Origin of the sequence: Sphingobium sp. CR2-8 (assembly GCF_035818615.1) — a bacterium.
GTDB lineage: Bacteria > Pseudomonadota > Alphaproteobacteria > Sphingomonadales > Sphingomonadaceae > Sphingobium.
Map to the genome: position 1 here is coordinate 491,694 of NZ_JAYKZY010000001.1, position 22,787 is coordinate 514,480.

Annotated in this window: 14 protein-coding genes and 2 pseudogenes; 13 read left to right on the forward strand and 3 right to left on the reverse strand. The window is 63.3% G+C overall.

Annotated elements, in window-relative coordinates:
* Positions 1 to 93: 93 nt before the first annotated feature.
* The 10 genes and pseudogenes from U5A82_RS02150 (at position 94) to U5A82_RS02195 (ending at position 15,871) form a co-directional block, all read left to right on the forward strand.
* Positions 94 to 2,409, forward strand: coding sequence for a putative bifunctional diguanylate cyclase/phosphodiesterase (locus tag U5A82_RS02150; RefSeq protein ID WP_326288283.1), 2,316 nt, complete (start codon positions 94 to 96; stop codon positions 2,407 to 2,409).
* 187 nt (positions 2,410 to 2,596) lie between these two features.
* Positions 2,597 to 4,885, forward strand: coding sequence for a TonB-dependent receptor (locus tag U5A82_RS02155; protein WP_442802133.1), 2,289 nt, complete (start codon positions 2,597 to 2,599; stop codon positions 4,883 to 4,885).
* A gap of 103 nt (positions 4,886 to 4,988) precedes the next feature.
* Positions 4,989 to 6,551 carry a right-handed parallel beta-helix repeat-containing protein gene (locus tag U5A82_RS02160; protein ID WP_326288285.1) on the forward strand — a complete coding sequence of 521 codons (1,563 nt, stop codon included), beginning with the start codon at positions 4,989 to 4,991 and terminating at the stop codon, positions 6,549 to 6,551.
* Between the two features lie 46 nt (positions 6,552 to 6,597).
* Positions 6,598 to 7,251 (forward strand): maleylacetoacetate isomerase, encoded by a 654-nt coding sequence (gene maiA / locus U5A82_RS02165; protein ID WP_326288286.1) that lies wholly within the window; start codon positions 6,598 to 6,600, stop codon positions 7,249 to 7,251.
* A 56-nt stretch (positions 7,252 to 7,307) separates the two neighbouring features.
* Entirely contained in the window at positions 7,308 to 7,913 is a 606-nt protein-coding gene (locus U5A82_RS02170; RefSeq protein WP_326288288.1) for a TetR/AcrR family transcriptional regulator, read from the forward strand.
* 85 nt (positions 7,914 to 7,998) lie between these two features.
* Positions 7,999 to 9,738, forward strand: coding sequence for an acyl-CoA dehydrogenase family protein (locus U5A82_RS02175; protein ID WP_326288290.1), 1,740 nt, complete (start codon positions 7,999 to 8,001; stop codon positions 9,736 to 9,738).
* 128 nt (positions 9,739 to 9,866) lie between these two features.
* Positions 9,867 to 13,300, forward strand: a pseudogene (locus U5A82_RS02180) (response regulator).
* On the forward strand, positions 13,285 to 14,136 hold the full coding sequence (locus U5A82_RS02185; protein WP_326288292.1) for a CheR family methyltransferase: 852 nt from the start codon (positions 13,285 to 13,287) through the stop codon (positions 14,134 to 14,136). Before U5A82_RS02180 ends, U5A82_RS02185 begins: the two are co-directional and overlap by 16 nt.
* A complete protein-coding gene (locus tag U5A82_RS02190; protein WP_326288293.1) occupies positions 14,133 to 14,708 on the forward strand; it encodes a chemotaxis protein CheB in 576 nt (191 codons plus the stop codon). Before U5A82_RS02185 ends, U5A82_RS02190 begins: the two co-directional genes overlap by 4 nt.
* A complete protein-coding gene (locus tag U5A82_RS02195) occupies positions 14,705 to 15,871 on the forward strand; it encodes a hybrid sensor histidine kinase/response regulator (RefSeq protein ID WP_326288295.1) in 1,167 nt (388 codons plus the stop codon). The genes U5A82_RS02190 and U5A82_RS02195 overlap by 4 nt, the downstream gene beginning before the upstream one ends.
* Positions 15,872 to 16,127: 256 nt before the next feature.
* Here U5A82_RS02195 and U5A82_RS02200 read toward each other — a convergent pair whose 3' ends face one another.
* Positions 16,128 to 17,627: a CoA-acylating methylmalonate-semialdehyde dehydrogenase gene (locus tag U5A82_RS02200; RefSeq protein WP_326288297.1), complete on the reverse strand. Its 1,500-nt coding sequence runs from the start codon at positions 17,625 to 17,627 to the stop codon at positions 16,128 to 16,130.
* Positions 17,628 to 17,727: 100 nt separating this feature from the next.
* Between U5A82_RS02200 and U5A82_RS02205 the strand changes: the two genes are divergently transcribed.
* Positions 17,728 to 18,612: a LysR family transcriptional regulator gene (locus U5A82_RS02205; protein ID WP_326288299.1), complete on the forward strand. Its 885-nt coding sequence runs from the start codon at positions 17,728 to 17,730 to the stop codon at positions 18,610 to 18,612.
* On the opposite strand, the pseudogene U5A82_RS02210 reads toward U5A82_RS02205, so the two are convergent.
* Together U5A82_RS02210 and U5A82_RS02215 are read right to left on the reverse strand one after the other, a co-directional pair.
* Positions 18,609 to 18,911 (reverse strand): annotated as a pseudogene (locus tag U5A82_RS02210) (inositol monophosphatase family protein); the annotation flags it as partial. The gene U5A82_RS02205 and the pseudogene U5A82_RS02210 overlap by 4 nt on opposite strands.
* 127 nt (positions 18,912 to 19,038) lie before the next feature.
* Positions 19,039 to 19,914: a LysR family transcriptional regulator gene (locus U5A82_RS02215; protein ID WP_326288779.1), complete on the reverse strand. Its 876-nt coding sequence runs from the start codon at positions 19,912 to 19,914 to the stop codon at positions 19,039 to 19,041.
* A gap of 124 nt (positions 19,915 to 20,038) precedes the next feature.
* On the opposite strand from U5A82_RS02215, the gene U5A82_RS02220 reads away from it, so the two are divergent.
* Complete coding sequence (locus tag U5A82_RS02220; protein ID WP_326288301.1) at positions 20,039 to 21,184, forward strand: isovaleryl-CoA dehydrogenase; 1,146 nt, start codon at positions 20,039 to 20,041, stop codon at positions 21,182 to 21,184.
* Positions 21,181 to 22,782: a carboxyl transferase domain-containing protein gene (locus U5A82_RS02225; protein WP_326288303.1), complete on the forward strand. Its 1,602-nt coding sequence runs from the start codon at positions 21,181 to 21,183 to the stop codon at positions 22,780 to 22,782. The genes U5A82_RS02220 and U5A82_RS02225 overlap by 4 nt, the downstream gene beginning before the upstream one ends.
* Positions 22,783 to 22,787: the final 5 nt, after the last annotated feature.

A 22,787-nucleotide genomic window follows, 5' to 3' on the forward strand; every position in this document is an offset into this window, starting at 1 on the left:
GACCGGACGCCGCACGCTTCCGGTCGGGAATGATATTCTTCCGTCACGCTGCATGTCGGTGCGGGGTGGTCGGCCGACCGAGCGAGTGTGCATGTGCTGTCGTTACCCTTCATACGTCTGACCGACTGGCTTCTCGACACGAAGACCAAGGTGCCGGCTACCATCGCGGATCAGCTGAAGAACGGCCTGTTTTCGTCGCTGCCGATCTTTCTGGGCGGTGTCCTGAACGCGACGGCCGTCGCATCGATTGCGGCCTGGCGGCATCCCACCGCGCCCTTTCTGGGATGGGTATTGTTCGAAATCGGCCTCAGCCTGGTCAGGATGGCCGTCCTCATCCACGGCAAGAGGCTGCTGGCGGCGCGCCAGACTCCGCCCAGAACGCTGTCCGCCCTGCTCTCCTGCCTGTGGGCGCTATCGGTCGGGGTGGGCACATCGCTCTGCATCCTGTCGGGCGACTGGATCATGGCGACGATCGCCTGCCTGTCCGCCGCCGCGATGGTCTGCGGAACCTGTCTGCGCAACTTCGGCACGCCTCGCCTCGCCGCCACCATGGTCATCCTGTCGCTGGGGCCGTGCGCGGTCGTCGGTAGCCTGACCGCCGAACCGGTCCTGTCGGTCATCAGCGTCCAGCTTCCCATTTTCATGGGCGCCATTTTTTCCGCGTCCTTCGCGCTGCACAAGATGCTGGTGTCGTGGATGACCGCGCTCAGCGATCTGGAACGCAGCGAGTTGCTGACGGAGACGATCCTGCGCTCCAGCCCCGACCATATGCTGATCCTGGACGACGATTACAGGATCGTCTTTCACAACCGGCCGGAAACCAGCCTTGTTACCGGCGGTCTGGTCGGAAAGAACTGGCTGGCCGAAATTGCCGAGGAGGATCGTCCCGCAGCGCAGATGGCGCTTGCGCAGGCCAAGGCCAACCAGCCTGCCACGTTGATCCTGGGTCTCGCCTCCGAAGCGGACGCGACCGGAGACGTCGGCAAGAAGCGCTGGTTCGATATCGCCATCAACAGGACGACCGACGCGTCGGGCAGGCTGATCATTGTCGCCCGGGATATCACGCACCAGAAAAAATCGGAGGAGAAAGCTGTCTGGATGGCGCAGCATGACGCGCTGACCGGCCTGCCCAACCGCGCCCTGCTGCAAGACCGTCTCGATGCGATATTGACCCATAGCGGGCGTGACATGGAGGCGGCGATGCTCATCATCGACGTCGATAATTTCAAGGCGATCAACGACAGCGTGGGCCATGATGGCGGGGACGCGCTGCTGTGCGCCTTCGCCGAACGTTTGCGTGCGGCGGTGGCGGACGGCGATCTGGTCGCCAGGACTGGGGGCGACGAGTTTGCGCTGGTTATCGCCGCCCGGTCGAGCGAGGCGGTGGAGCAGGTCGCCCGCAACATCTACGACCAGTTGCGCACCCCGATCGATCATGGGGGCCGCCTGCTGGAATGCAGCGCCAGTATCGGCGCCAGCCTGATCCCGCGCGACGGCAGGTCCAGGTCGGAAATCATGAAGGCGGCCGACATTGCGCTCTATGCCGCAAAAACCGGCGGCAGGGCGCAATTGCGCATCTTCGAACCGGGCATGATGGTGGAGGTCGAACGGCATCAGACGATGATCGCCCTGGCGCGCAAGGCGCTGACCCACGACAGGATCGTACCCCATTATCAGCCCAAGATCACGCTGCGCACGTCGCAGATTAACGGTTTTGAAGCGCTGCTGCGCTGGCGCGACCATGACGGCCAACTGCGAACGCCCGACATGGTAAAGGCAGCGTTCGACGATCCGGCGCTGGGATCACTGCTGAGCGAACGGATGCTGCAAAAGGTTCTGGACGATATCCAGCATTGGCGGCGGACCGATGTGCCATTCGGCCATGTCGCCATCAATGTCGCGGGCGCGGATTTCAGGCAGGGCGGTTTTGCCGCCAAGATCATCCACAGTCTGGCGACGCGCGGCCTCCCGCCATCCTGCATCCAGATCGAAGTGACCGAAAACGTGTTCCTGGGCCACGGCGCGGGCGAGGTCGAACGCGAATTGCGGGCGCTGAGCGGACACGGTATCCGGATCGCGCTGGACGATTTCGGCACCGGCTATGCCTCGCTGTCGCATCTGACCCAGTTCCCGGTCGATCTGCTGAAAATCGACCGGTCCTTCATCCAGCGGATCGGGACCAGCACCGACGCCGAAGCCATCACCTCGACCGTCGTCAATCTGGGCCATTGCCTGGGGCTGGAAATCGTGGCGGAAGGCATAGAGACGGCGGCCCAGGCGGCCTATCTGTCCGACATCCATTGCGATGTCGGACAGGGCTTTCTTTACGCCCGGGCGATGCCGGCCGAAGCCGTGCCTGCATGTGTAGCGGAAACCGGCCTCAGCTATCCCGTCGCGATCGCCACCTGAGGGTTCTCTTTGTCGGATATGCTTGTTGGGGGGCGGGCATACCCTGTGGCGCGATTGCCACAACTGTCCCGCTTTGCGATGGGTCGCTACGATCAGGAAATATTTGTCACAAGAAAGACATGATCGCTCCTTAGCCGCCCCATCCATGAAGGCCATGCGCCTTGCAACATGATTACGGGGAACGACCTTGTCCAAGACCATCTTCACCCGGTCGGCGCTGATGCTGACCGCTGCCATCGGCGCCCTGACGACGGCCCATGCCGCCCATGCGCAGGAGGCCGCCAGCGCCGACCAGTTGGACGAGATCGTCGTCACGGCCGAGCGACGTTCGGAAAATCTGCAGAAGGTGCCGGTTTCGGTCGGCGTCGTGCAGGGCGATCAGTTGCGCGCCTTCCAGTCGGGCGGCGGCGACATATTGGAAATGGCGGCGCGCGTGCCCGGCCTTTATGCCGAAACCACGACCGGCCGCATCTTCCCGCGCTTCTATATCCGCGGGCTCGGCAATATCGACTTCTACCTCGGCGCCTCTCAGCCGGTATCGATCATCCAGGACGACGTCGTGCTTGAACATGTCGTGCTGAAATCCAATCCGGTATTCGACGTCAACCAGGTGGAAGTGTTGCGCGGTCCTCAGGGATCGTTGTTTGGCCGCAACACCACGGCAGGCATCATCAAGTTCGACACGATCCGCCCGACCATGGACTGGCAGGGCCGTGCTTCGGCCAGCTATGGCAGCTATAACACCGTCACCTTCGACGGCGGCGTCGGTGGTCCGATCGTTGCGGACAAGCTGGCCGTTCGCGTATCCGCGCTCTACCAGCATCGCGACGACTGGGTCGACAATGTCTATTCCGGCCCCAGCGCCGATGGCACCGTTGCGCCGAAGAAGGACGCGATGGGCGGCTTCAACGAAAAGGATGTCCGCGTCCAGCTGCTGATGACGCCCAATGAAACGCTGTCGATGCTGACCAGCTTCCACGCGCGCGATTATGATGGCACGTCGACCATCTTCCACCGCGCCGGTCTGAGAAAGGGGTCCAACAGCGTCGCTGCCGAACCGCGCAAGTCGATCGCCCTAGACGAAGCGCATAACAACCCGCAGGCCTACAAGACATATGGGGCGTCGGAAAATATCACGCTCGATTTCGGTCCGGTGACGCTGACGTCGATCACCGCCTACGAAACGACCAAGGGCTATAGTCGTGGCGACACGGATGGTGGCGCGGGCGCCAATTATCCCGTCGGCGGCATTCCCAACGGCTTCGGCCAGAGCCAGGGCAATGTTCGCGATCTCGACCAACTCACCCAGGAAGTGCGCCTCGCCAGTAACGACAGCGGCGCGTTCAAATGGCAGGTCGGCGGCATGTATTTCGACAGCCGCGACACGACCGATTTCTACCAGCGCGCCTATTTCCTGACCGGGGCGGCGAACAACCCGAACAACTGGGTCCGTCTGCGCAACAGGAATGAAAGCTGGGGGCTGTTCGGCCAGGCCAGCTACGAAGTCGTGCCCGGCCTTACCATCACGGCCGGCGGTCGCTATACCAAGGACATGAAGGAAACCCGGCTGGTCAAGACCACCGCCAATGCAGCCGGCGTCGCTACCTATGCCGGTCGCCGCTATGTGAAGCTGACCGGCAAGGAGCCGAGCTGGGACGTCAGCGCCCTCTATGAAGTCAGCCCGGAAGTCAGCCTCTACGCCCGCGTCGCGCGCGGCTTCCGCGGTCCGACCATTCAGGGCCGTTCGGCCGTCTTCAACAGCGACTTCACCACGGCGGATTCCGAAACGATCCTGTCCTGGGAAGCGGGCGTGAAGACCAGCCTGTTCGACAACCGGGTGCGGTTCAACCTGTCTGGCTTCACCTATCGGGTGAAGGACATTCAGCTGAACGGCAACGACGTCAACGGCAATGGCGTATTGTTCAACGCCGACAAGGCCGATGCCTATGGGCTGGAAGCGGAACTGGAAGCGCGGCCGTTCGAAAATCTCACCTTCTCGGCGGGCCTCAGCCTGCTCCACAGCGAGATCAAGGACAAGGCCGTCTATGCGCAGGTCTGCATCCTGAATGGCGTCGTCGTCTGCACGGTGCAGGATCCCACGATCAGGGTCGGCGCCAACACCTTCGCACAGATCGATGGCAACAGCCTGCCCAACGCCCCCAAATATACTGCGAATATCGCGGCGCGTTACGACGTGCCGCTGGGCAACGGCGGCAAGCTGTTCGCGTCGACCGACTGGAATATTCAGGGCTACACCAACTTCGTTCTCTATCGTACGAAGGAGTTCTATTCGAAGGGCGATTTCGAAGGCGGTCTGAAGATCGGCTATACCGCGCCCGAGGGGCGATATGAAATCGCGGCATTTGCGCGCAACATCACCAACGAAAAGAACCTGAAGGGCGTGATCGAAAATTATATGGCAGCGGTCTTCAACGAACCGCGAGTTATCGGCGTGTCTGTCTCCGGCAAGATGTAAAGGGGCGCGGCGCGGTTACATCCGGACCGCGCCGCATCACCAGACAATCTACGGATTTCACTTTATATTCAGGTGCGTGGAACTAGGCAGGCGAACCCCGCCCATGTCCGGAGACATCAGAATTTTGCTGAAATTTGCGCGAACGGCCTTTTCACTGTCATGCTTTCTGGCTGTCGCCCTTCCCGCCACAGCACAAGCCGCAACCTATTATTTCAACGCGATCACGGGCGACGATCGTTTCAGCGGTGCGACCGAAACGCAGGCCTGGAAGTCGCTGTCGCGCATCCGGGACATGCCGCTCCAGCCCGGCGACCAGATATTGCTGGCGGCCGGATCGACATGGCGCGAGCCGCTGACCATCACGCGATCGGGGAAAGCGAATGCGCCGATCGTCGTCGCCGCCACGGGCGTCGGGCCACGGCCGCGGATCGACGTGGGCGGCGTATCGCCACATGCCGTGGGCGTGCTGAACGCCGAATATGTGCGCATCAGCGGTCTGGAAGTGACCAACGACGCCATCGCGCCATCCCAGCGTTTCGGCGTCTTGGTGTCGGCGCAGGACCGGGGCGTGACGCGCGGCATCCGTATTACCGACATGTATATCCACGACGTGCGCGGCCTCAACGATCGCAAGGATAATGGCGGCATCGTGTTCCAAGCCATCGGCAAGCGCCTGGCCACCCGCTTTCACGACCTGCGGATCGAACGCAATATCGTCTGGCGGGTCGATCGGTCGGGCATTGCGGGCATCAGCGACCGGGTGACGGCGCTGAACTGGTTCCCCAGCGACGACGTCGTCATTCGCGACAATTATCTGGAGGATGTCGGCGGCGACGGCATCGTCCCGCGCGGCACGGACGGCGCGCTGATCGAACATAATATCGTGCGCTACGCCGGCAGCCGCGCGCCCGGCTATAATGCCGGCATCTGGCAGTGGAGCACCGACAACAGCCTGATCCAGCTGAACGAGGCGGCCTATACGAAGACCCGCTATGACGGGCAGGGTTTCGATTCCGATTTCAATTCGCGCCGCACGACCCTTCTCTACAATTACAGCCACGACAATGCGGGCGTGTTCCTGCTCATCTGTTCCCCCAGATATGGCGGCGCGGACAATCTGGGCAATCGTGGCACGGTCGCCCGTTTCAACGTCAGCCGCAACGACGGCACGCGCATTTTCCAGCTGTCGGGCAATGTGTCCGACGCGCAGGTCGAACATAATGTCGTCCATGTCGGCAAGGGGATGGATGTGCAGATGATCGTCGCCACCCAATGGGACGGGTGGGCGCGCGACGTCCGCTTCAACGATAATGTCTTCAAGGTCGCGGGCACGGCGCGCTATGGCAGCGAAGTGGGCCGGTCCGGTCCCAATTATCTGATCAAGCCGGGCTTCGACGCGGTCGAATCCCTCCGGTTCAAAGGCAACAGCTATATCGGCCGCCATGTCGATCCGCCGCAGGACGGTGTCGGCCAGCCCTACATCCCCTATGTCGAACAAACCGCCGATTGGCAGGTGCCGCTGTTCGATCCCGCCAAGCCCGATGGCTTTACCGACTTCATCATCCGGCACCGGGTCTGGATGGTGACGATGCTGGAACGCGAACTGCAAGCGAAGGTAGCACTCAAGCAGCCGCGACGGACATCCATCTTCGATACGCGCCGATAAGCGATCGGCCCTTGGCGCCGGGCCGCCCGACCGATATCCTGCCGGGATGGAGACAGATCACACCGCATTGGTCCTGCATGGCTATTGGCGCTCCGGCACCAGCTACCGTACGCGGATCGCGCTCAACGCGAAGGGGCTGACCTACGACCAGATGGGCCATGATCTGCGTGCCGGGGCGCAGCGCATGTCGGACTATCTGACGCTCAATCCGCAGGGCCTGGTGCCCGCGTTGGAGGCCGACGGCCATGTCCTCACCCAATCCAGCGCGATCATCGAATGGCTGGAGGAACGCTATCCTGATCCTCCGCTGCTGCCGGCAGGCGTGATGGACCGGGCCGTGGTGCGCGCCATGGCGATGCTCGTCGCCTGCGATGTCCACCCGCTCAACAATATGCGCGTCCTCAACCGACTGCGTGACGAACTGGGGGCGGACCCGGAGGCGGTGAGGGCGTGGATCGCACACTGGATTGCGCAGGGCTTCGGCGCGCTGGAACTGTTGGTGGCCCGCCATGGCGGCCGCTATTGTTTCGGCGACCGGCTCACCCTGGCGGATTGCCACATCGTGCCGCAATATTATTCGGCCGAACGATTCGCCGTCGATCTTTCGCCCTATCCGTGCCTGACCGACATCATATTGCGTGTGCGAGAAGACCCGGCCGTCGCGGCGGCGCATCCCGACAGGCAGCCGGACGCAGGCTGACGGTCCGCCCCATCAATCGGATGCAGCCGCCGGGCAATCATGCTAGCCGTCCGGGCATGAGCAGCAGATCGACCAACGCCCCCCAAGCCATTGTCCACAAATCGCGCGACGACGGTGCGGGCGATCGCCGCCGCGAGATATGGGCGATCGCCGCCCGGCTTTTCGCGCGCAAGGGGTATCGCGGCACATCCATGCGCGACATCGGCGAGGCGGCGGGGGTGCTGGGCGGATCGCTCTACCACCATATCAAGTCGAAGGATGCGCTGTTCGTCGCGTTGCACGACGCCGCGCTGGATGCCGCTGCCGCCCGGATCGACGCCGCGCTTGCGCCATTGCAGGACCCCTGGGCACGGCTGGAGCAGGCCTGCGAAACCCTGCTGGAAATCCAGCTCGATCCGCATTCGCTGACCCTGCCGATGATGAACGATTTTCGCGAAGTGCCCGATGCGGTGCGGGCTGACCTCATCGCGCGGCGGGACCGGTTCGAAACCCTGTTCCGGGACCTGGTCGCCGCGCTTCCGCTACCGCCGCATATCGACCGGTCCCTTTATCGCAACCTGCTGCTATCCCAGCTGAATAGCGCAGCGGACTGGTATCGGCCAGGCCGCCTGTCCCCGCGCGACATCGCCCGGCAGATCGCCACCATCTTTCGGCATGAATGAAGCCGATCGGCAAAGCCCCTGAAATATTTTGACTGTAACAACTGTTTGGTATAGTAACCCGGCAACGGATTTCAGGAGCGGATTCATGCAAGGCTACACCCCCCCGATCGACGATTATCGTTTTCTCCTGAACGAGGTATTGGGCTTCGACGTGGCGATGGCCGAACTGGGTCAGGATGTGGACGCAGACCTGGCCGCCACGGTGCTGGAAGAAGCGGGCCGCCTGTGCGCCGACCGGCTCTATCCGATCAATCGGGAGGGCGATGAACATGGCAGTCAGTTGATCGATGGCGCGGTGCGTACGCCGCCCGGTTTCGCCGACGCCTATCGCGCGTTCGCCGATGCAGGCTGGGCGTCGCTGTCCGCCGATCCGGCGCATGGCGGTCAGGGCCTGCCGTTCATCCTGCAACTCTGGCTGGACGAAATGATGTCGGCCGCCAACCTCTCCTTCGGCCTGTTCCCGGGCCTGACCCGCGGGGCGTGCGAAGCGATCGCCGCCCATGCCGACGATGCACTGAAAGCGATCTGGCTGCCGCCGATGGTCAGCGGGGCCTGGACCGGCGCGATGGCGCTGACCGAAAGCGGCGCCGGCACCGATCTCGCCCTGCTCAAGACCAAGGCCGTTCCGCAGGATGACGGCTATGCCATCACGGGTACGAAAATCTTCATTTCATCTGGCGACCATGATTTTGGCGGCAATATCGTCCACCTCGTCCTCGCCCGCCTGCCCGACGCCCCCGCCGGGGTGAAGGGCATCAGCCTGTTTCTGGTTCCCAAATTCCTGCCCGACGCAGGCGGCGATTTCACCGTCCGCAACGCCATGTCGGTCGGCGCGCTGGAAAAGAAGATGGGTATTCATGCCCAGCCCACCTGCGTCATGCATTATGACGGCGCGACCGGCTGGCTGGTGGGCGAAGCGCATCGCGGCCTGGCGGCGATGTTCACGATGATGAACGCCGAACGGCTGATGGTCGGGGTGCAGGGGCTGGGGATAGCAGGCGCCGCCTATCAGCAGGCCGCAGCCTATGCCCGCGACCGGCTCCAGGGGCGCAGCGCCGATGGTGCGCGCAGCCCGGTGGCGATCATCGACCATGCCGATGTGCGCCGCCTGTTGCTCAACGTCCGTGCCTTCGTGGAGGCGGGCCGCGCGCTGGCCGGATGGACCGCGCTCCAGTTCGACCGCGCACGCGCGCATCCCGATGCAGGCGAGCGGGCCAAGTCGGATGCGCGGGTGGCGTTGCTGACCCCGGTCATCAAGGCGGCCTTCACCGATCTAGGTTTCGAAGGGGCGGTACAGGCGCAACAAGTGTTCGGCGGCCATGGCTACATCCGCGAATGGGGCATGGAACAATATGTCCGCGATGCGCGGATCGCCCAGATCTACGAAGGCACCAACGGCGTTCAGGCGATGGATCTGGTAGGGCGCAAGCTGACGCTGGGCGGTGGTGCGGTGGTGGAGGAATTTTTCGCCCTGATCGCCGCAGACCTGGACGCCGCCGCCACGCTGGACCTCATCATCGTCGATCGGACTCGCGATGCTCTTGCCCTGCTGAAGGAGGCGACCAACTCATTGCGGGGCGCAGATGGCGATGCGGCGGGCGCGGCGGCCGTCGACTATCTGCGCCTGTTCGCGCTGGTCGCGATGGGCTGGATGTGGGCGCGCATGGCGGCGGCGGCGGCGCGCGATGGATCGCCGTTGCATGCGGCCAAGCGGTCCGTCGCCGACTTCTTCGCCCAGCGCGTCCTGACCCAGGCGCAGGGGCTGTCGGCCAGCATCGCCGCAGGGGAAGGCGCGATCATGGCGCTGGCCGCTGACGATTTCTAGTCGGCAATCGACGGTTAGCGCTCGCACTTATTGATGCAAATCAGGATCGCACAAGCTTGCGTCAGGAACCTGCTTTCCTTGCAAAACAATCGCTAGCGATATGATCGCCATCGCTTTAGGCGGTGGGCATGGCAATTGGCAAAACAGCTTCGGCGTCGCGTGCTTCCATCTGGTCGGCTTTGGGTTTGCTCCTTGGCCTGGCCTTCTTCCTGGCCAGCGGCACGATAGCCTATCGCAATATCCAGACCCTGCGCGAAAGTGACCAGGCGGTCCGCCATACCCACGCCGTCCTGATCGCGTTGGACGACCTGCTGTCGGCTGCGCAGGACGCGGAAACCGGGCAGCGCGGCTATCTGCTCACCGGCAGCCAGGGTTATCTCGAACCCTATAACAGCGCGGTGGCGGGCTTTGGCCAGCGCCTGCAGGCGGTCGCGCAGCTGACGCAGGACAATCCTGCCCAACAGGCCAATGTCGGCGTCCTCAAACGGCATGCCGACGCCAAGCTGGCGGAATTGCGCGAGACGGTCGAACTACGCCGCACCAGGGGCATCGCCGCCGCCCTGGACGTCGTGACGACCGATCGCGGCAAGATGGAAATGGACGCCATCCGCGCGCAACTCAACATAATGGCGCAGGAAGAACTGCGCCTGCGCGCCATCCGGCTGGAGGATATGGCCATCGCGTCGCGCACCGCCATCACCACCGGCATCGTCACAAGCCTGATCGGTGCGGGCCTGACCATCGCCGTCTTCCTGCTCCTGCGCATCGCCAACCGCGCCCGCGTGCGGCAACAATGGCTCCAGGCCGGTCAGCTCGGCCTTGCCGCCGCCATGCGCGGCGAAAAATCGGTCGAGGAACTGGGCGAGTCGATCCTCGCTTTCCTTGCCAATTATCTCGGCTTTCAGGGCGCAGCGCTGTTCAAGGGGAAGGGGGGCGCTTCCAGCGCGCCGCGACGATCGGCATACCGGCGGACGCGGACATTCCCGACGGCTTCATGGTCAAGGAAGGCCTGCTGGGACAGGTGGCGGCGCAGGCCGAGCCGTTGGTCCTGCACGACATTCCCGATGGCTATCTGACGATCGGATCGGCGCTGGGCCGCGATCGCCCCCGCCATCTGGTCATTATGCCTGCAAAGGCGGACGAGATCGTCAACGCCGTCCTGGAACTGGGCTTTTTCCAGCCGGTCGACCCCGCGACGCTGGAATTGCTGGACCATGCCGCCCCTGCGATCGGCATCGCCCTGCGTTCCGCCCGCTTCCGGGCGCGGTTGCAGGACGCGCTGGAGGAAACCCAGCGCCAGTCCGGCGAATTGCAGGCGCAGAGCGAAGAACTGCGCGTCTCCAACGAGGAACTGGAGGAGCAGGGCCGCGCGCTCAAGGAATCGCAGGTCCGGCTGGAACAGCAGCAGGTCGAACTGGAACAGACCAACAGCCAGTTGGAAGAACAGGCCCAGACGCTGGAAAACCAGCGCGACGAGCTGGAACGCGCCACCGGCACGCTGCAATTGAAGGCGCGTGAACTGGAGCAGGCGAGCCAGTATAAGTCCGATTTCCTCGCCAACATGTCGCATGAATTGCGCACGCCGCTCAATTCGCTGCTGATCCTCTCGAAGCTGCTGGGCGACAATCCCGACGGCAACCTGTCGCACGATCAGGTCAAGTTCGCGCGCACGATCGAATCCTCGGGCAATGACCTTCTCACCCTCATCAACGACATTCTCGACCTGTCGAAGATCGAGGCCGGGCATATCCAGATGCAGCCCGAAACCGTGCCCCTGCAACGGCTGACCGGCGATATCCGCCAGATGTTCCAGCCTGTCGCCGAAAGCCGGGGCCTGACGTTCGACATCGCCATCGCGGCCGATTGCCCCCGCGCGATCGAAACGGACCGGGTGCGGATCGAACAGATCATCAAGAACCTGCTGTCCAACGCGTTCAAGTTCACCGAGCAGGGGACCGTCGGCCTGACCCTGTCTTGCGTCGGCGACGACCGACTGGCGCTCGCGGTGCGCGACACCGGCATCGGCATGTCCCAGGAACAGCAGAGCCATATTTTCGAGGCGTTCCATCAGGCCGACGGGACCATCAGCCGCCGTTATGGCGGGACGGGCCTTGGCCTGTCGATTTCGCGCCAGCTCGCGCGCCTGCTGGGCGGCGCCATCACGCTGGAGAGCGAGCCGGGCCAGGGCAGCGCCTTCACCCTGACCGTGCCGCTTGTCTATGATCCCGCAGGGGTCGCGCCGCACGACGCTGCGCCACCGGCCCGCGCCGAACCCGCCGTCGCTCCTGCGCCACCGTCCAGCGCCGTGCCGTCCCGCAGGGCGCCGCAACCCGATTGGGTCATGGAGGATGATCGCGCCACGCTTGCGGAGGGTCGCCGCCTGCTGTTGGTGATCGAGGATGACCAGGTGTTCGCCTCGATCGTGTGCGACCTGTCGCGCGACATGGGCTTCCAGTGCATCGTCGCGGGCACGGCGGAAGAAGCGGTGAAGCTGGCGCGCGATTACAAGCCCAGCGCGGTCGTGCTCGACCTCGGCCTGCCCGACCAGTCGGGCCTCACCGTCCTCGACCGGTTGAAGCATGACGACGCCACGCGGCACATCCCGATCCATGTCGTGTCTGCGTCCGACCATAGCCAGGCCGCCCTGTCGCTGGGCGCGGTGGGCTATCTGGTGAAGCCGGTGAAGCGCGAACAATTGGCCGAAGTGCTGGAAAGCCTGCATGCCAAGCTGGCGACGCGGGTGCGCCGCGTGCTGATCGTGGAGGATGATCCGGTGCAGCGCGACGCCGTCGCCCGGCTGCTGCTGACCGACGAGGTTGAGACGGTCGGCGTCGGCACGGCGGCGGAATGCCTCGAACAGCTGCGCCAGCAGACGTTCGACTGCATGGTGTTGGACCTGACGCTGCCCGACACGTCCGGTTTCGCGCTGCTGGAGACGCTGAGCGAGGAGGGGGATCATGGCTTCCCGCCGGTCATCGTCTATACCGGCCACGACCTGTCGCCCGACGACGAGCAGCGCCTGCGCCGCTATTCCAGCTCCATCATCATCAAGGGCGCGAAATCGCCCGAGCGGCTGCTGGACGAAGTATCGCTGTTCCTGCACCAGGTGGTGTCCGAACTGCCGCCTGAGCAGCGCAAGATGATCCAGAAGGCACGTAACCGCGACGCCGCGCTGGAGGGCCGCCGCATCCTCATCGTGGAAGACGATGTCCGCAACGTCTATTCGTTGACCAGCGTCCTCGAACCGCGCGGGGCGTCCGTGCAGATTGCGCGCAACGGGCAGGAAGCGATCGATGCGCTGGCGGCGTCGGCGGACGATCCGGCGCAGGCCATCGACCTGGTGCTGATGGACGTGATGATGCCGGTGATGGACGGCCTCACTGCCACCCGCGCGATCCGCGACGATATGCGCTGGGCGAATCTGCCGATCCTGATGCTGACGGCCAAGGCGATGCCCGACGATCAGCAGCGTTGTCTGGAGGCGGGCGCCAACGACTATATGGCAAAGCCCATCGACGTCGACAAACTCCTCTCGCTGGTGCGCGTATGGATGCCACGCTAGTGCAAGACCAGGTGCAGAACGGCGTGGAGGATATAGAGATTCAGCTGCTGCTGGAGGCACTGTACCAGCGCTATCATTATGACTTCCGCCATTATGCGCGCGCCTCGATCAAGCGTCGACTGTTGCAGGCGCGCGGGCAGCTGGGTTTCACCAGCTTCTCGGCGATGCAGGATCATCTGCTGCACGATCCCGCGACGCTGCCGCGCCTGCTCAACTATCTGACCGTACAGGTCAGCGAGATGTTTCGCGATCCATCCTATTTCCGCGCCTTGCGGGAAAAGGTGATTCCGCACCTGCGCACCTATCCCTCGCTCAAGGTCTGGGTCGCCGGATGCAGCAATGGCGAGGAACTTTATTCCCTCTCCATCCTCTTTCGCGAGGAGGGGCTGGACCAGCGCACGCTTTTCTACGCGACGGACATCAACCCCAATGCCCTGCGAGCGGCGGAGGCCGGGGTCTATCCGCTGGACCAGATCCGCAAATTCACCGAAAACCACCAGAAGTCGGGCGCACGCTCGTCGCTGTCGGACTATTATACCGCCGATTATGGCCGCGCCGTGTTCGACAAGAGTTTGCGCGCACAGGTCGTCTTTTCCGATCATAGTCTCGTGACCGATGCGGTGTTCGCGGAAATGCATCTCATTTCCTGTCGCAACGTCCTCATCTATTTCGACCGCGACCTTCAGGACCGGGCGCTCGGCCTGTTCAGCGAGTTGCTCGCGCGCAAGGGATTCCTGGGCCTGGGGTCGAAGGAAAGCCTGCGCTTTTCGAACCACGCCGCCGCCTTTGCGGACTTCGTGCGCGAAGAAAAAATCTACCAGAGGCAGCAGCCATGACGGCGCATCCCCTTCAAGCCATCGCCATCGGCGCGTCGGCAGGCGCGGTCCAGGCGCTCCTTCGGATATTGCCGGCGCTCCCCGCCGATTTTCCCCTGGCGGTGCTCATCGTCGTGCATGTCCCGCCCGATCGCGGCAATGCGCTGGTGTCGCTGTTCCAATCCAAATGTCCGTTGCCCGTCAAGGAGGCGGAGGATAAGGAGCGCATCGTCGGCGGCACCGTCTATTTCGCGCCATCGGACTATCATCTGCTGGTCGAGGCCGATCATGCACTCGCCCTGTCCTGGGACGAGCCGGTGAACCACAGCCGCCCGGCGATCGACATATTGCTGGAAACGGCGGCGGATGCCTTTGGTCCGGCCTTGACCGGCATCGTCCTGACCGGCGCCAATCATGACGGCGCGGCGGGCCTGGCGGCGGTCGCGGCGGCCGGTGGCGCCGCCATCGTGCAGGATTTCGCCGAAGCGCAAGTGCCCACCATGCCCCAAGCGGCTCTTGCGGCCTGTCCGGCCGCCCATATGATGACGCTGGACGCCATCATCCTCCATCTTCAAAAGCTGGCGACCCTATGACGATCGAAACGCAACCCATCCATTGCCTGCTGGTCGACGACCTTGAGGAGAATCTGCTCGCGCTCGAAGCGTTGCTGCGACGCGACGGCCTTGTCTGCCTGAAAGCGCGATCAGGCGAGGAAGCGCTTGAACTGTTGCTCGTCCATGACGTCGCCCTCGCTTTGCTCGACGTCCAGATGCCCGGCATGGACGGGTTCGAACTGGCCGAATTCATGCGCGGCAACGAACGCGCCCGACATGTCCCCATCATCTTCGTGACCGCAGGCAGCGCCGATCGGCAACGGCGGTTCCGCGGGTATGAAGCCGGCGCGGTGGACTTCATCCAGAAGCCGATCGAAGCCGACATCCTGCGGTCGAAGGCCGACATCTTCTTCCATCTCTACGATCAGCGGCGTCAGATCATCGCCCAGCGCGACGAATTAGCGATGCTCGCCGCCGCCTTGAAGGCAGCGGACCAGCGCAAGAACGAATTTCTCGCGATCCTCGGCCATGAACTGCGCAATCCGATCGCGGCGCTGGGCGCGGGGCTGCACCTGCTGGAGCGACGCGAAGGGACGGACGCGGCGCGCGACATTCGCGGGCGCATGGACCGCCATGTCCAGCATCTCTCCCGTCTGGTCGAAGACATATTGGACATCGCCCGCATCGATCAGGGCAAGATTTCGCTTAAGACGCAACGCATCTCGCTGCAGGAGGTCCTATCCTTCGCGGTGGAGGCCAGCCAACCTACGATCGAGGCCGCGCAACACCGGCTCGTCCTCGACATCGTCGAGGAACCCGTCTTCCTCGACGCCGACTATGCCCGCGTCGTCCAGATCACCAGCAACCTGCTCAACAATGCGGCGAAATATACGCCGCCGGGCGGCGACATTCGACTGACCGCGCGGGTGGTCGATGGCTGGGCGGAGATCGAGGTCGCCGACACCGGCATCGGCATCGCACCCGACATGCAGGCCCGCATTTTCGACCTGTTCGCGCAGGTGAAGAACCCGACCGGCGATCCGCAGGAAGGGCTTGGCATCGGGCTGGCGCTCGTCCGGCAACTGGTCGCGTTGCATGGCGGCGCGCTGTCGCTCAAGCAGAGCATTCCCGGCGAAGGCAGCGTCTTCCAGGTCCGCCTCCCAACGGCCGAGGCCTTGGTATCGGACGCGGCGATTCTGTAGGATATGGCTTTCGCGAAAGACGGTATCCGGCGGCCCGTCTGTCCTACGCTACGCCTCCCTGCTACATCAGATGGCAGCGCCGCTGGCCTGCCATCCGTGTTTAACGCCAATCCTATTATGTCCTATTTTTGTTCGATAATGTCGCAATTGGCGGGAAATGTGCGAAGTTAAGGCGCCTGCTTCTCCCGTAAAGGAAAGTTGATAGCCGCCGTTTATTTGCGCTGCGTGACTTTCCTGCGCTATGGGCGTCCGTCCCTTATTTCATCGTCGGGATGACGAAGCTCTGGTCCACTACCGCGCCGCCGGTGGGCCAACGCTGTGTGACCTTCTTCGTCCGGGTGTAGAAACGCACGCCATCCTCGCCATATTGATCGAGATCGCCGAAGCCCGACCGCTTCCAGCCGCCGAAGCTGTGATAAGCGACCGGCACAGGGATCGGCACGTTGATGCCGACCATGCCGACTTCCACCTGCGCGGCGAACTTGCGGGCATAGTCGCCGTTGCGGGTGAAGATGGCGACGCCATTGCCATATTGATGCTTGCTCGGATAGCTCAGCGCCTCCTCGAACGTTTCGGCACGCAAAATCTGGAGCACGGGACCGAAAATCTCGTCCTGATAGCTTTTCATGTCCGGCGTGACCCGATCGATCAGCGTGGGCGCAAGGTAGAAGCCGTCCTCATAGCCCTGTAGCTGGAAACCGCGACCATCGACCACGATCTCCGCGCCTTCGTCGGCTGCCATCTGAATATAGGATTCGACCCGCGCCTTATGCTGGCCGGTGACGAGCGGGCCATATTGCGCGTCCGGATCGGTCGGGATGCCGGGACACAGTGTTTCGATCGCGGTCAGCAGCTTGGCGCGGAAGGCTTCGGCCGTCGCTTCGCCCACCGGCGTCACGACCGGCAACGCCATGCAACGTTCGCCGGCCGATCCATAGGCCGCGCCGACGATGTCCGCGACCGCTTGGTCCATGTCCGCGTCGGGCAGGATGATGCCGTGATTCTTAGCTCCGCCCATGCACTGCGCGCGCTTGCCGTTGGCGGCGGCGCGTTGATAGACATAGTTGGCGATGTCGGACGATCCCACGAAGCTGACCGCCTTGATATCGGGATGGTCGAGGATGGCGTCGACGATTTCCTTGTCGCCATGAACGACGTTGAGGATGCCTTCAGGAAGTCCAGCCTCCAGCGCCAGTTCAGCCAGACGCACCGGAACCGACGGGTCGCGCTCGGAGGGTTTGAGGATGAAGGCGTTGCCGCAGGTGATCGCCATCGCGCTCATCCACAAGGGGATCATGGCGGGGAAGTTGAACGGCGTGATGCCTGCGACGATACCAAGCGGCTGGCGGATCGAATAGACGTCGATGCCGGGGCCTGCGCCTTCGGTATAGTCGCCCTTGAGCAGATGGGGAATGCCGCAGGCGAACTCCACGACCTCCAGGCCGCGCTGGATGTCCCCTTTTGCGTCCGCGATCACCTTACCATGTTCGGACGACAGGGTGCGGGCCAGATCCTCCAGATTGGCCTCGATCAGTTCCTTGAACCGGAACATCACGCGGGCGCGCCGCTGCGGGTTGGTCGCGGCCCAGTCGGGCTGCGCCGACAGCGCCGAGTCCATGGCTTTTTGCAGACCCGATGGCGTGGCAAGTTCGACCTGCGCCTGGACCGTGCCGATGGACGGGTCCAGCACGTCGGACAGGCGTGCGCCGGGAAAGGATACGCTTTTCCCATGGATGAAATGGCTGATGGAACGCATGGCTGTTGGTCCTCTCCGAGCGTTTTGGTTCCGATGCTATAGACCCGTACGCTTTGCAGATATACAGAGGCGATAACACAATGATTGTGCAGATTTGCCTATGCTGAATTCCGACGACCTGCGCCTGTTCCTGGCGGTGATGCGCGAAGGCAATATGCTGGCGGCTGCCCGTCGCGTCGGCGTGGACCATAGTACGGTCGCGCGGCGCATGACCCAGATGGAACGTACGCTGGGGGCGCGGCTGTTCGACCGATCGCCGCGCGGCGTGATGCCCACGCCTGCCGCCCATGCGCTGGTCGGTCATGCCGAACGGATCGAGAGCGAATTGCTGGCAGCGATCGGCAGCGTGGAGGGGCGCGATCGCGATGTCGAAGGAACGGTGCGGTTGGCCACACCCGAAGCCTGTGCTGCGCATCTGATTGCTCCCCATGTCGCCGCATTGCGCGCCCGTCATCCCCGATTGACGCTGGAACTGGCGTCCGAAAGCCGTGCGGCCAGCCTGTCCAAGCGCGAGGCGGACATTGCGATCATGCTCAATCCACCGCCCAAAGGGCGGCTGGTGACCCGCAAGCTGGCGGACTATCGGCTGGCTCTCTATGGATCGCGGGACTATCTCGAACGGGAAGGGGAACCGACCACCCGTGCCGACCTCGCCCGCCATGGCTTCGTGTCCTATATCGAGGATCTGGCCGGTTTCCCTGAAATGATCGCCTTGGATGAGTTGTTGCCGGGTGCCGACATATGTTTCCGCGCCAGTTCCAGCGCCGCCCAGCATGCGGCGGTGGCAGCCGGTGTGGGACTGGGCATGCTGCATGTCTTTGCGTCGGCGCAGGACGAGCGGCTGGTCCGGATTCTGCCCGACGACATGGTGGTGCAGCGCAGCTATTGGCTGGTGATGCACGCCGATCTGGAGGGCTTGCCAAGGGTCCGGGCGGTGGTCGATTTTATGGACGAGCTCATGCGGACCCTGCGCGATCAACTTTAGGCCCGATAGAGGTCGGCCACCAGGTCCAGCACCGTGCCCGCATGTTCGGGCCGACAGATCAGCAGGTCTGGGAGATAGACGTCGGCGCGATTATAGACCAGCGGCGACCCGTCGATCCGCGCACAATGCAGGCCATGCGCCTGTGCGACAGCAACGGGTGCCATCGAATCCCATTCATACTGGCCACCCGAATGGAGATAGATATCGGCCTGCCCCAGGATGATCGCCATCGCCTTCGCGCCTGCCGATCCCATGGACACCAGCGCCGCGTTCATCCCTTCCGCGACCGCGACGGCTTCCCGCAGGATATGGATGCTTTCGGCTTCCAGTCGCTCCCGATGAGTGAAGCTTTTCACGTCCATCACGCTTCCTCGCAATTTCCCTGTCCGTGTCATCGTGATGTTTTGCGGTAGAGGCAGCCGTGGTTCAGCGAAGGTTGGAAAGGCGCTCCTCTATCGCACGAAGCAAGGGCGGCATGTCGTTGAGCAGATATTCGGCGTCGGCGGTGCCCGCCCAGCCGATCGTGCGTTCGATCGAGAAGCCGGCCAGTCGCGGCCTGACGACGCCCGGGGCGCGATAGCAGGCGGGCATGACCGTCAAGCCCAGGCCTGCCGCGACCATATGCAACACCCGTTCGTCGTTGGTGGAGCGGAAGGCGAAATGGGGGCGTATGCCTCTTTCTGTGAAAAACCGGCTGGTGTCGGACAACGCCTCGCAATGACGTCGTACGATCATCACGTCCTGCGCCAATCGTTCCGGCGCGATCTCCCGCTCTGCTGCAAGCGGGTGGTTGGCTGACAGGGCCAGGCCATAGCCTTCGGTCATGACCGCGCGCTCCATGAAACGGTCGCCGCCACGCCCCACAAGCGTAAGCGCGCAGTCGATCCGTCCCTTCGCCAGATGGCCGGTCAGTTCCCGCTCGCTGCCGAACAGAAGTTCGAACCGATAGCCGTCCGTCGGACGGGTTTGCGCGATGCAGTCGGCGATGACATCTGCGGGTATGCTGGACAGGATGCCGATGCGCAGATTGGGATGCTCCATGTCGCCGCCGGACATGGATTGGAGCGCGTTGTTGAACTCCCGCTCGATCCGCCGGGCGTGGACCAGGAAGCGCGCGCCGGCATTCGTCAGCTCCACGCGCTGGCTGGAACGGATGAAGAGTTGGAGTTGAAGCGTCCGTTCCAGCTTGGCGATGCCGACCGACAAGGTAGGCTGGGACACATGGCAGTGCAGCGCCGCGCGCGAGAAATTGCCTTGGTCCACGACAGCCAGAAAGTAGCGGAGCAGATATCGATCGAGCATGGCCTGATGAACCGTCAAGGCTCCACCGGCTGGAGCATAGACGTCATCTATGCCATCCTTAGCCGCAGTTCAATTTTTCTATCCCGATCGATTGCGGTAAGCAGAGGGTAGGAAGAGGATGATTATGAGCGATTTCGATTTTGCCCTTGGCGACAATGCCGACATGATCCGCGACAGCGCCAGTCGGTTCGCATCCGATCGGATCGCGCCGCTTGCGGCCGAGATCGATGCGAAGGACTGGTTCCCGGTGGAACTTTGGCCCGAAATGGGGGCGTTGGGCCTGCATGGCATCACCATCGAAGAGGAATATGGCGGGCTTGGCCTGGGCTATCTGGAGCATGTCGTGGCGCAGGAGGAAGTCGCGCGCGCATCCGCGTCCATTGGTTTGAGCTATGGCGCGCACTCCAATCTTTGCGTCAATCAGATCCGTCGCTGGGCAAGTCCGCAGCAGAAGGCGAAATATCTGCCCAAGTTGATTTCCGGCGAGCATGTCGGTTCGCTCGCCATGTCCGAAGCCGGGGCCGGTTCCGACGTCGTGTCGATGAAGCTGAGAGCGGACAAGAAGGGCGACCGCTATGTCCTGAACGGTACGAAGTTCTGGATCACCAACGCGGCCTATGCCGACACGCTGGTGGTTTATGCCAAGACCGGGGAAGGATCGCGCGGCATCACGACCTTCCTGATCGAGAAGGGGATGAAGGGTTTTTCGATCGGGCAGAAGATCGACAAGATGGGCATGCGCGGTTCGCCCACGGCGGAACTGGTGTTCGACGATTGCGAAGTGCCGCAAGACAATGTGATGGGACCGCTGAACGGTGGCGTGGGCATCTTGATGTCGGGGCTGGACTATGAGCGCACGGTATTGTCGGGCATTCAACTGGGCATCATGCAGGCATGCCTGGACGTTGTGCTGCCCTATGTTCGGGAGCGCAAGCAGTTCGGCAAGCCGATCGGCGCGTTCCAGTTGATGCAAGCGAAGATCGCGGACATGTATGTCGCGCTGAATTCGGCGCGGGCCTATGTCTATGCCGTCGCGCGGGCCTGCGACGCTGGCCGGACGACGCGCTTCGATGCTGCAGGCGCGATCCTTCTGGCGTCGGAAAATGCGATGAAGGTCGCGCTGGAGGCGGTGCAGGCGCTGGGCGGGGCGGGCTATACCAGGGATTGGCCCGTCGAGCGCTTCATGCGCGACGCCAAGCTGCTCGATATCGGGGCGGGCACCAACGAGGTGCGGCGGATGCTGATCGGGCGGGAGTTGATCGGGGTATGAGCGCGCCCGTCATCGACAGCAAGCTGTTCACCGACAGTGCGGCATTTCGCGCCAACGCGGCGCATAATCGCGCTTTGGCAGGCGAGTTGCGCGCCAAGGTGGCGAAATCGGCCTTAGGCGGATCGGAGGCTGCGCGGAACAAGCATGTCGCGCGGGGCAAGCTGCTGCCCCGCGACCGGGTGGAACGGTTGCTCGATCCCGGATCGCCTTTCCTGGAGATCGGTCAGTTGGCCGCGAACGGCCTGTATGGCGACGAAGTGCCGGGAGCGGGCATCATCGCCGGGATCGGCCGGGTGTCGGGGCGACAGGTGATGATCGCCTGCAACGACGCTACCGTGAAGGGTGGCACCTATTATCCGCTGACGGTGAAGAAGCATCTGCGCGCGCAGGAAATCGCGGCGGAAAACCGGCTGCCCTGCATCTATCTAGTCGACAGCGGCGGGGCGAACCTGCCCAACCAGGCCGACGTCTTCCCCGACCGCGATCATTTCGGCCGCATATTCTTCAACCAAGCCAATATGAGCGCGCAGGCTATTCCGCAGATCGCTTGCGTGATGGGCAGTTGCACCGCAGGTGGCGCCTATGTGCCTGCGATGTCCGATGAAAGCGTGATCGTGCGGAACCAGGGGACGATCTTCCTGGCGGGGCCACCACTGGTGCAGGCGGCGACGGGTGAGATCATCAGCGCGGAGGATCTGGGCGGCGGCGATTTGCATGGCCGCAAGTCGGGTGTTGTCGATCATGTCGCGGACAATGACGAACATGCGCTGACGATCGTGCGGGATATCGTGGCGACGTTGCAGCCGGATCGGATAGCGGACGGCAATCTGCGCGCGCCGGTCCCACCCCAATATGATCCCGCCGAACTCTATGGCATCATTCCACAAGACGTCCGCGCGCCCTATGACGTGCGCGAAGTGATCGCGCGGATCGTGGACGGCAGCGCATTGCATGAGTTCAAGGCGCTCTATGGCACGACGCTGGTCTGCGGCTTTGCGCATATTCATGGCATGCCCGTCGCCATCCTGGCGAATAATGGCGTCCTGTTCAGCGAAAGCGCGATCAAGGGGGCGCATTTCATCGAACTGGCATGCCAGCGGCGCATACCCCTGCTGTTCCTCCAGAATATTTCCGGCTTCATGGTGGGCGGCAAATATGAGGCGGAAGGGATTGCCAAGAATGGGGCGAAGCTGGTCACGGCTGTCGCGACGGCTTCGGTCCCCAAAGTGACTGTGCTGATCGGCGGCAGTTTCGGCGCGGGCAATTATGGCATGTGCGGGCGCGCCTATCAGCCGCGCTTCCTGTTTACTTGGCCCAACGCCCGCATCTCCGTCATGGGAGGGGAGCAGGCGGCGAGCGTGCTGGCGACAGTTCATCGCGACGCCGCCAAATGGACGGTGGAAGAGGCCGAAGCCTTCAAGGCGCCGATCCGGCAGACATATGAGGATGAAGGCAATCCCTATTACGCCACCGCGCGCCTGTGGGACGATGGCATTATCGACCCGGCCCAGACCCGCGACGTGCTGGGGCTGGCCTTTGCCGCAACGCTGAACGCACCGATCGCCGATCGGGCGCAGTTCGGCGTGTTCAGGATGTAATCGCG

Coding starts and splice junctions, on each gene's coding strand:
- U5A82_RS02160 (WP_326288285.1), top strand. CDS start 4,989: ATGTCCGGAGACATCAGAATTTTGCTGAAATTTGCGCGAACGGCCTTT.
- maiA (WP_326288286.1), top strand. CDS start 6,598: ATGGAGACAGATCACACCGCATTGGTCCTGCATGGCTATTGGCGCTCC.
- U5A82_RS02170 (WP_326288288.1), top strand. CDS start 7,308: ATGAGCAGCAGATCGACCAACGCCCCCCAAGCCATTGTCCACAAATCG.
- U5A82_RS02175 (WP_326288290.1), top strand. CDS start 7,999: ATGCAAGGCTACACCCCCCCGATCGACGATTATCGTTTTCTCCTGAAC.
- U5A82_RS02185 (WP_326288292.1), top strand. CDS start 13,285: ATGGATGCCACGCTAGTGCAAGACCAGGTGCAGAACGGCGTGGAGGAT.
- U5A82_RS02190 (WP_326288293.1), top strand. CDS start 14,133: ATGACGGCGCATCCCCTTCAAGCCATCGCCATCGGCGCGTCGGCAGGC.
- U5A82_RS02195 (WP_326288295.1), top strand. CDS start 14,705: ATGACGATCGAAACGCAACCCATCCATTGCCTGCTGGTCGACGACCTT.
- U5A82_RS02200 (WP_326288297.1), bottom strand. CDS start 17,627: ATGCGTTCCATCAGCCATTTCATCCATGGGAAAAGCGTATCCTTTCCC.
- U5A82_RS02205 (WP_326288299.1), top strand. CDS start 17,728: ATGCTGAATTCCGACGACCTGCGCCTGTTCCTGGCGGTGATGCGCGAA.
- U5A82_RS02215 (WP_326288779.1), bottom strand. CDS start 19,914: ATGCTCGATCGATATCTGCTCCGCTACTTTCTGGCTGTCGTGGACCAA.
- U5A82_RS02220 (WP_326288301.1), top strand. CDS start 20,039: ATGAGCGATTTCGATTTTGCCCTTGGCGACAATGCCGACATGATCCGC.
- U5A82_RS02225 (WP_326288303.1), top strand. CDS start 21,181: ATGAGCGCGCCCGTCATCGACAGCAAGCTGTTCACCGACAGTGCGGCA.